Here is a 10446-nt window from a genome sequence, read left to right on the forward strand (position 1 = left end):
TTACAGGTGCAAAATTACATCTCTCAAAAAAACAGATCTTGTCCTAAATTGACATTCTTTTCATACAGCGAAATAAATACGGGGATCCTATTTCCTATTCTAATTTACTGAAAATAAAAACAAAAGAGGTGAAAACCGTATGATTTTCACCTCTTCGAAACCCCTCAGAATGAGTTGTTATATTCTTATTTTGGTTTGTACAATTTATACATTACGAACAAAAAGCCAATCCATATTGGAATTAGGATCACCTGAATTTCCATTCCTGTAATGCTCATCAATCCTAAGATCAGGATTAAGAATGCAATACAGATATAGTTGGATATCGGGTAAAATATAGACGGGAATTTGGATTGAACACCTTCTGCATTGATTGATTTTTTAAACTTCAAATGGGTGTAGCAAATCATCAGCCAGTTAATGATCAGTGTGGATACAACCAAAGCCATTAGGTATTCAAAAGCTTTTTCCGGCACTAATTTATTGATGATAATACAGATCCCGGCAAAGCAAGAAGAAATAATAATTGCATTGGTAGGAACGGAGTTTTTGTTCAGTTTTTTCAGGAATTTCGGAGCATTTCCCTGTTGAGCTAATCCGAAAAGCATTCTGCTGTTACTGTAAACACTACTGTTGTATACAGACAAAGCAGCTGTTAAAACAATCAGGTTAAGAACATTTGCGATCAATGTATTGAACTGAATTACTTTACCAAAAAGACTGAATTCAAGGCCATTCAGATTTTGAAATACCATTACAAACGGACTGGATCCTTCTGTAATATCTCTCCAGGGACTTAATGAAAATAAGATCACCAAAGCTCCTACATAGAAAATAAGGATTCTATAGATCACCTGGTTGGTTGCCTGTGGAATGGTTTTTTCCGGATTTTTTGCTTCTGCAGCTGTAATTCCGATAAGTTCAAGTCCCCCAAATGAGAACATGATCATCGCCATTGCCGCAAATAATCCTGAATATCCGTTTTCTGTTTTATTAAATAATCCTTTCGGGAAAAATCCACCGTCATTCCATAAATTCGTGATTGTTGCTTTTTCTCCTCCTGTACCACTTATTAAAAGGTATACTCCGAAAATAATCATGGCAATAATAGCGACTACCTTGATAATGGAAAACCAGAATTCTGTTTCTCCGTAAACCTTTACAGAAGCAAGGTTAAGTGCATTAATGACTATAAAGAAGAATAAACTGGAAACCCAGAGTGGTATTTCCGGCCACCAAAAATGAATATAATGTCCGATAGCGGTAAGCTCCGCCATACTTACCAGAATATAAAGAATCCAGTAGTTCCATCCGGAGGCAAATCCAGGGAAATTTCCCCAATATTTGTAGGCAAAGTAGCTAAAACTTCCCGAAACAGGTTCCTGAACTACCATTTCACCCAGCTGACGCATAATAAAAAAGGCGATAATTCCTGCCAAAGCATAGCCTAAGATTACAGAGGGTCCTGCCAGTACCGCAGCAGGTCCGATTCCCAGAAATAACCCTGTTCCTATGGCACCTCCAAGGGCAATTAATTGTATATGTCGGTTTGTTAATCCTCTAACTAAAGTCTCGTTTTGTCCTGTTTTATTTTCGTTGCTCATTGAATGAATTATTCGGTCGCTAAATATATAAAAACTTTTCAGAGAAATTCACATTCCATGGGGCAAATTGACAATTTGTAATTCACAGGACAAGAAAAAACCTTAACAATTTGTCAAGGCTTTTTCCGCACATAAATAATAAAATCATTGATCTTCTGTTGAAAGAGCTTTTAAAGCATTATTGAGAAATTAGTTTGTAGGTACAGCATAAATAATATTCTCGGAATAGTTACCTCCGAATCCCTGAAATAAACTTCCTGCTGATGGCGCACCTCCAATCACGTTATTTCCGGCAATATATTTATACCTTTTTACTGCACCAGATGAGTTATTAACAATTAAACTTCCCTGAATGATAGAAAATCTTGTGAGTGAAGAAGATGTAGGCCCCTGAATAAGGCCGCTTACTAAAACAGGTGCTTCAAAAATATCTCCTGAAATATTCGCGGTATCTCCCGGATTAATATTAGGCTGATCTGAAAAGCTTGTCCTTATCCACATCCATTGATCACTGATTAATGCAGTTCCTGTAGGGATAATAAGTTGTTGTATTGTAACCAGCCATTTTCCCTGAGGCAGATCAATATAAGAGCCCGTATACTGAAATGTTCCCGTGGAAGTGAAAGGGATATCAATACCCGTTCCATTTGTTCCTCTTACCACTGTAAGCCTTACAGGTTTCCATAGACCATTCCCGTTGACATCAGAAGTCAGCACATAATTTTCGTTTTGGGCTCCGTCTACAATCTTTATTCCCGACACCGGAACCGCTAATGTTCCTGCAGTTTTAATATCCAAACTCGTTGCCGGGTTATTATTCCCGATTCCTAAACGACCATCAGCAGTCATCACTACATCATCCGTCTGATTGGTAATACTAACAGGGCCGGAGGTTTCATTATTTTTTTTTCCGTCTAAATGAAACATTGCCTGGGGATTTGGAGTATTTAACCCAACTTGTGCAAACGCCACGTTTGCAAAAATCCCTAAAGTCATAACATACATCTTTTTCATTGAAATTGGTTTTAATTATTATTCGTAAAAAAGCAAAACAATTTTGTGAAATATTTTTCTGTTAACTTCATCTGGCAGACCGAAGTTAATGAGAGACTAACCTACCGCTAAAAACGGGTATTTAACGAACAGAAACTGTACGTATTTTTCCACAAAAGTGTAATGATATTATGACTTTAAAGAAGTTGTATTAATGAATTTCGCTATAGATTTCCAGCAATTCAACAAGATTGGTGATCTTTAATTTTTGATAAACCCTTCTTTTATAAGTTCCTACGGTAGATTCTTCGATATCAAGAGCATTAGCGATTTCAAGATTCCCATTTCCTTTTGCCAGAAGATTAAAAACCTGCAGTTCTCTCTCTGATAAATTCTCAATGGCTTTTCGTTTTTTATTTCCTTTCAGCAATTCATTCAATATCTCCGGAGTGTAATACTGTCCATCTTTAAAGAGCGCCTCAACAGCTTTGACAAAATTTTCGGGATCACTTTGCTTATTCAAAAAGCCATTTGCGCCCTCTTCAATGTATTGCAATGCAATATTTTCTTTGTAGGATGTAAATATTAAGATAAGTATATCTTCAGCAATTGCTTTGATCTCTTTCACCATTGATTTGAGAATACTTCCCGGAAGTTCAATATCAAGAATAACCAGATCATATTTTTCCGATTGTATTTTCTGTTTTACCTCATCATAGGTTTCTGCAAAATCGACCTCAAAATGGTTAAAATTTTTCTCCAGAACCATCGCGGTTCCAATTCTTACCACATGATGATCATCTGCAATGAGTATTTTTTTCGTCATATTTTAATAAAGATTTTAATGGTGGTTCCTTTCGGAGTATTTTTATGAAAAGTCATTTCGGAATTAATCTTCATGAGCAGCTGAACAACCATATGAAGACCTAACCCATAGTTTTTGAAAATCATATGTTCATCATTTTCTTTTTTCTTAAAGAGCCCCGAATAGTAAATTCTCTGTTCCTCAGACATTCCGTTCCCTGTATCTGAAATATTAATTTCCATATGGGACGCTGTGGAAACTGATGTGATGGTAATTTCTCCGTCTGAAGTATTTTTCACTGCATTATCTATAATATTGTGGAAAACTGCAAGGAGAATGTTTTTATTGAGCCGTGTTGTCAACTGGTGATCACAAAAGTTGTAGATAAATGTATTTTTCTGCGCTGCAATTTCTTCAAACAGCAATCTTTTGGTTTCAATCAGATCATATACGGAATATTCTTCTTCCGCACTATTTTGTTGTTTGTATAATTCTGTATATTCTTTAAGGCCTAACGTAAATTTATAGAGCTGTTCTGAGGTTTTATAAATGCTGTCAAAATATTTTTTCTGAGTCTTTGGATCATCAGATTGGTTGAGTTCCTGCGAAAGAAGAGCAATAAACTTTACGGGTGTAGTAATGTCATGACTGATACTTTCTACCAGTTTTTTCTGATAATCGGACTCATTTTTAAGTTTGTTATTCGTTTCGAGAAGTTCTTTGTCTTTATGAACAAGGGTATTTTTCAGAACTTTATTTTTCAGTCTTAAAAAATTGGTCCTGATCTGTACAATCACCAAAACAATGAAAATAATAATCCCAGCGATCAGTATTTTAAAGATAAGTGTCTGATAAAAATAGGGTTCTACTTCTACAGGAATGGTTTTATAAATAAACTTCCCTGTTTCAGAAGATAAAAACCGAACGAGAAGATTGTAGGTTCCCGGATCTATATTGGCCAGCCGGAATGTTTTATCATTTTTAATATTTATCCATGAGCTGTCTTCATTGTCAAGCTTAGCCTGTAAATAAATATTTTCAAAATCGGAATAGTAAGGAACATCTATATAGATTTCTGCATTTTTATACCCTCGTTCCAGAAAGAGTTTATCTTTCACCTGAATCATCTTTCCTTTTATCTTTGCTCTTTCCAGATGTATGTCTTCAAGCTGGGGATAATACGTTTTTACATTTTCAGGATTAAAAAATACGAATCCCTCCATGGAAGGAAATACAAACTGTCCATCTTTCAGAATGTGGGCACAGGGATTTGCACTTCCGTTGAATTCATTATTTAACAGTCCCTGTTTTTTGGTGTATCGGTAATAAGTGAGGTCTCCTTTCGGATCTTTTATATATTGTAAAAGTATATTTTTATTGATTTTAAACAATCCGTTATTGGATGAGATCCACAGGTTGGAATTCTTATCTTCCAACAGATAATGAGCATTCGCCAGGAAATCATTTTTATCAGACGGAACCCTGATTGCCTTTTGATCTTTTATTAAGTAAAGCCCTCTATTGTATGTGGTAAACCAGATACTTCCATCTTTTGTCCTTATAATTTGTTTTACCGGAAGACCTTTTCCGATAAGCTTCACCACTTTATTCGCGATAAGTGAATACACATATATTCCACCACTGCTTCCCAGATAGAGAAAGTTTTTATCATATCGGAGAACAGCATCTATATTATCTTTACAGGGAATAATTCTTTCAATTTCTTTAAAATTATCTTTCTTAAACAGATAAAGGTAAGACCCTTTTCCGCTCACAAGCGATGCCATATAAAGCGCTCCACTTTTATACAGACCATCAAGTTCCTTATTTTTAAAAGAAATGGAATCATATTTTGTAAATCCACTGTTCTTATATCTGATGTAAATGGAATTATTTTCCCTGTAAACCAGATTTCCGGCATTATCTTCCAAAATATACCGTTTATCATAAGATTGGGGAGCAGGATATAGTCTTTCTGATCTATTCTGATAGTATTTAATACCTTCTGATGTCAGAACAGAATTATCACCATAGGGTAATGCAGCATAGCAAACCTCATCCTGATAAGATAAGTCCTTTCTGGAAACCGAAAAATCGGATAAGCTTAGGATTTTAAGCCCATGAATAGAACTCCCGATGTATAACTTCCGGGCCGCTTCATCGTAAAACATAGCACCGGAAATATCTTTATCAATATCTTTATATTCCAGCAAATAAGTAAGCTTCAATTTTCCATCTGAAAATTCACTTCTGTATATTTTACCATGACTGATGATGAACACCTGTCCGGTAATCTGCTGCCAGTAAATTTTGGTTTCCGGATCAGTATAAACAGATGGTGCATTGATATAAGAATATTTTCCCTGATAGAGCTGAAGAATTTTTTTATTCTCAGCATCAGCAACAAAAACGTAATCCCCATGAACAAACAATCGGTTTAATCTGCTTTGTGAAAATGTCAGATCAATTTCCGTACGCTTCTTATTCTTCTTTTCAATATAGATAATTCCATTCTTTTCAAAATAATAAGAACCCGTATTTAAATGGATGAAAAACGAATCTACAATCGAAACATACCGTACCGTGAAATTATTTTTAAAAATTTGTTTGTATATTTTATTATCTGCCCTGTTTCCGGAACTCGATATCAGTCTGGAAGATATAATATGGGGACTTCTATGGGAAATCATCAGAGCATCTTTCTCAGAAGCATTAAAAACAGCAATACTGTCTTTTTGGATGTTTCCGAAGAAATCACCAAAACTTAAGTTTTTAAGTTTAAAATTTTTGTACTCAACGAAATTACTTCCATCATACCGTACAATTCTGCCTTCCATAGAGAGCCATATAAAACCATACTTATCTTTTACAATGTCCTTGATGCTGTTTTGAGGCAAACCATTGTCCATGTTGTACCACTGGGTAGTATAGCTTTGCCCGTTGACACTTAGAAAAAACAGAAATGAAATAAAGTAAAGAAGCTTCATTCAGTAGGACAGCCTTATATTTAAGACAAATATATTATAGAAAATTAAATTTATTGTAAACATTTATCCACAATTATGTGAATTTTTTTCTACATAATTAGATATGTATAATATATTCATTATAATAAATTTGAAAAACCAAACATTTGTTCCCTCATCAATGTCATGGTCATCAGGCATACTGAAAACACAGTCTTTTTTGTTCGCAAAAAAATGATCTCCTTCTGTCCAAGGAGATCATTCTTCTATGATAATTAAATGTAAGTAAAAGTGAAATTTTTATAGGCTATAAAAATTCTTTCGGAACAGAAATATTATTCTTTTTCATGTATTCCAAAAGGTTTTGATATTTATCTTCATATTCATTGTTTCCACACTTATGCGAAATACTACAGATGTCTGATGGTTTGATGTCTAAAATATCGGATATTTTAGTCAGTATCTCCAGATTGATCTTCACCTTGGAATTCTCAATATCGGAATACGCCTTTTGGGAAATCCCCATTTCAAAAGCCATATATTCCTGCGTAAGATCTCTGCTCCTACGTATTTTCCTGATATTTTGTCCACATACTTTCATCGTTTTTGTTTTAGTAGTTTTCGGTATATTTTAGAAGATTAGCTATTAGTCTCCAACAAAGTTAATAAATACCTTTGGCAAAACATTATACACGTTACATGATATTTATTTTCGACATAGAAAAGACTTAAAAATAGAACTTTTTTCAGAGAAAATATCACTTCGGTAAACACTATTGGAATTTATGGAGACGCAAAAATTTAATTATGACAATAATATTGTCAGAGCATTCCTCTATGCGACTGTCGCATTCGGACTTGTAGGATTTCTGCTGGGGCTTACAGCTGCATTGATGCTTTTTTATCCTGAATTGCCTGAATTTTTATTCGGTACGGATGATACAACGATTAAAAGCTTAGCTTCGGGGAATATTCAGGGACTGATTAATACTCAGGGAGCGATGGGCTTCGGGAGAATCAGAATGCTTCATACCAGTGCGGTAATTTTTGCTTTCGTATGTAACTCCTTTTTCTGTGGTGCTTATTACAGTATGCAAAGGCTTCTTAAAACCAGAATGTACAGTGACACGCTTTCATGGCTTCACTTCTGGTCTTGGCAGTTTATGATTGTAAGTGTGGTTATTACTTTCCTTATGGGAATCAATACTTCTAAAGAATATGCTGAACATGAATGGCCAATTGATATCTTAATTGCTTTCTCCTGGATCATTTTCGGAATCAATATGTTCGGAACTATTGCTAAGAGAAGAGTAAGACATTTATATGTAGCAATCTGGTTCTATCTGGCAACCTGGATTGCAGTAGCAATGCTTCACATCTTCAATAATCTTGAAGTTCCGTTATCTTTCACAAGCTGGAAATCTTATTCTGTATATGCAGGTGTAAAAGATGCATTAGTACAATGGTGGTATGGACACAATGCGGTTGCATTCGTATTAACCACCCCTGTATTAGGTCTGATGTATTACTTTATGCCAAAAGCAGCTCAGCGACCGGTCTTCTCATACAAATTATCCATCATTCACTTCTGGTCGCTGATCTTCGTATATCTTTGGGCCGGGCCTCACCACCTGCAATATACAGCTTTACCGGCATGGGCTCAGGCGGTAGGAACAGGATTCTCTATTATGTTGATTGCACCGTCATGGGGAGGAATGCTGAATGGTCTTCTTACCTTAAGAGGAGCATGGGATAAAGTAAGAGAAAATCCTATTCTAAAATTCTTTGTTGTAGCAGTTACATGTTATGGTATGGCTACTTTCGAAGGGCCTTTATTGGCAACAAAATCATTAAATAAAATTGGTCACTATACCGACTGGGTTATCGGCCACGTACACCTGGGAGCTCTTGGATGGAATGGTTTTATGGCATTCGGAGTGGTATATTATCTGGTTCCGATCATGTGGAGAACATCTCTTTGGTCTAAAAAATTAGCCAACTGGCACTTCTGGTTAGGAACTTTAGGAATCATCTTCTATGCAGTACCTATGTATATTTCAGGATTTACACAGGGATTAATGTGGAAGCAATTCAATCCGGACGGAACTTTATTGTGGAAAAACTGGCTGGATACGGTAACGGCAATTATTCCATACTTTAAAATGAGATTCTTAGGTGGAATACTATATTTATCCGGAGCAATTTTAATGGTAATCAATGTTATCAAAACGATTAAAGCCGGTTCATTCCAGAAAAACGTTCCTGCGGAGGCTCCTGCATTAGCCAATATCGGAAGCACAAGAAAAGAAGGCGAAGGTGTACACCTCTGGTTGGAAAGAACACCTACTCTCCTTTCTGTATTAGCTTTCATCACTATAGCAATCGGTGGATTGGTGGAAATTGTTCCTACATTGTCACTGAAGCAAAGTGTTCCGACAATTACCGCAGTAAAGCCCTATACTCCACTGGAACTGGAAGGTAGAGATTTATATATCCGTGAGGGATGTAACTCATGCCACTCACAAATGATCAGACCGTTCCGTGACGAAGTTGTAAGATTTGAAGGAAAAAACGGACAGTATTCCAAAGCGGGAGAATTCGTATACGACAGACCATTTTTATGGGGATCTAAAAGAACAGGACCGGATCTTCACAGAGAAGGAGGAAGAAACCCGGATTCATGGCACTTCAAACATATGTATAACCCAAGAATTACTTCTGCCGGTTCTATCATGCCACGTTTCCCATGGTTAATTACCAATAAACTGGACAAAACTCAAATGGTGGACAAAATGAAACTGATGAAAAATGCCTTCGATGTTCCTTATACAAAAGCTCAGATTGATTCTGCCAACCAATGGGCAGACAACCAGTCTAAAGCAATTGTACAGAGAATTTACGCTGAAGCAACAGATGTAAAAGATCAGATGGTAAAAGAAAAAACAGCAAAAGGATCTGCCTATGTACCGCTTGAACAAAGAGAAATTGTGGCAATGATTGCTTACCTGCAAAGATTAGGTACAGACATTAAAACAACACAGGTACAAACCGCAAGCGTAGAGTAACATTTAAAATTAAACTGCAATGAAAACGAGAACCCCCATTTCAATATATATCGCAACTACGATAGGTTTAACGATCATGGCCTTTGAAATGTTCGCCGGAGATTCAGGATATTTTTCTTCTCCTTTTTTCTGGGCGCTGATATTAATCGCCACTATCCTGTTACTGATTATGAACTCTATTGGAGATCTGGTGGAAAATGAAAGTTTCAACAGATTATCCGAGGAAGAGAAAAAACAATACCTGGAAGAAAAGAAAGTTCCGTACTACCAGAAATTATGGAACTCTGCCTTCAAAAAACAAACTGCTACGGAAGAAAAAGATATTCTTATCGACCATGGTTTTGACGGCATTACAGAGCTTGACAACTCTCTTCCGAAATGGTGGATCGGCTTGTTCTGGTTCGGATGTATTTTCTGTGCAGTTTATCTGTTTGCTTTTTCTTTCACAGACTATGCTCATCCGGAAGCAGAATATACCAAAGAAACAAAAACGATGTTAGCTTCCATTGCTGAGTATGAGAAAACAGCTCCTCAGATCAATCTGGAATCAGCAAAATACAGTGCAGATAATATTGCAGAAGGACAGGAATTGTTTAAAACGAATTGTGTCACCTGCCACGGTGACGGAGGAAAAGGTGGTATAGGTCCTAACCTTACCGATACCCACTGGATCAATATTAAAGAAAAAAGCTTATTTAAAAATGTATTCTGGATGCTTGAAAACGGTTCTCCAAACAATCCTACCATGAGACCTTTCATTAAGGAAGGAACCATTACCGGAAGAGATGCTGAAAAGATTGCCGCTTATATTTATCACATCAACCAGGAAACTGCTCCTATCACTACAGCACAAGGAGGTGCTGCTCCTCAGGGAGAAGAAGTGAAATGGGAAAACGGAAACAACTAAATTATTATCTATCATATAAACCATGCCACGCCCCCTTCAACACTACTAACATTTGAATTTCATTTTTGCTAACTAACCTTTTCAACATTAAAAAAATGATAAAAGG

Annotated in this window: 7 protein-coding genes; 2 read left to right on the forward strand and 5 right to left on the reverse strand. The window is 36.1% G+C overall.

Annotated features, from left to right (window positions below; genetic code table 11):
* Nucleotides 1–185 precede the first annotated feature (185 nt).
* The 5 genes from BUE84_RS19695 to BUE84_RS19715 form a co-directional block, all read right to left on the reverse strand.
* Nucleotides 186–1604 (reverse strand): amino acid permease, encoded by a 1419-nt coding sequence (locus BUE84_RS19695; RefSeq protein WP_079243166.1) that lies wholly within the window; start codon nt 1602–1604, stop codon nt 186–188.
* Between the two features lie 189 nt (nt 1605–1793).
* Nucleotides 1794–2618 carry a hypothetical protein gene (locus BUE84_RS19700; protein WP_079243167.1) on the reverse strand — a complete coding sequence of 275 codons (825 nt, stop codon included), beginning with the start codon at nt 2616–2618 and terminating at the stop codon, nt 1794–1796.
* A gap of 190 nt (nt 2619–2808) precedes the next feature.
* On the reverse strand, nt 2809–3423 hold the full coding sequence (locus BUE84_RS19705) for a response regulator transcription factor (RefSeq protein WP_079243168.1): 615 nt from the start codon (nt 3421–3423) through the stop codon (nt 2809–2811).
* Nucleotides 3420–6389, reverse strand: coding sequence for a sensor histidine kinase (locus BUE84_RS19710; RefSeq protein ID WP_079243169.1), 2970 nt, complete (start codon nt 6387–6389; stop codon nt 3420–3422). The genes BUE84_RS19705 and BUE84_RS19710 overlap by 4 nt, the downstream gene beginning before the upstream one ends.
* A gap of 286 nt (nt 6390–6675) precedes the next feature.
* Nucleotides 6676–6969 carry a helix-turn-helix domain-containing protein gene (locus BUE84_RS19715; protein WP_079243170.1) on the reverse strand — a complete coding sequence of 98 codons (294 nt, stop codon included), beginning with the start codon at nt 6967–6969 and terminating at the stop codon, nt 6676–6678.
* 184 nt (nt 6970–7153) lie between these two features.
* On the opposite strand from BUE84_RS19715, the gene ccoN reads away from it, so the two are divergent.
* Both ccoN and BUE84_RS19725 read left to right on the forward strand, forming a co-directional pair.
* On the forward strand, nt 7154–9433 hold the full coding sequence (gene ccoN, locus BUE84_RS19720; protein WP_079243171.1) for a cytochrome-c oxidase, cbb3-type subunit I: 2280 nt from the start codon (nt 7154–7156) through the stop codon (nt 9431–9433).
* 19 nt (nt 9434–9452) lie between these two features.
* Complete coding sequence (locus BUE84_RS19725) at nt 9453–10340, forward strand: cbb3-type cytochrome c oxidase N-terminal domain-containing protein (RefSeq protein WP_062672552.1); 888 nt, start codon at nt 9453–9455, stop codon at nt 10338–10340.
* Nucleotides 10341–10446: the final 106 nt, after the last annotated feature.

Source organism: Chryseobacterium indologenes (genome assembly GCF_002025665.1).
In the GTDB taxonomy this organism is placed as follows: Bacteria; Bacteroidota; Bacteroidia; order Flavobacteriales; family Weeksellaceae; genus Chryseobacterium; species Chryseobacterium metallicongregator.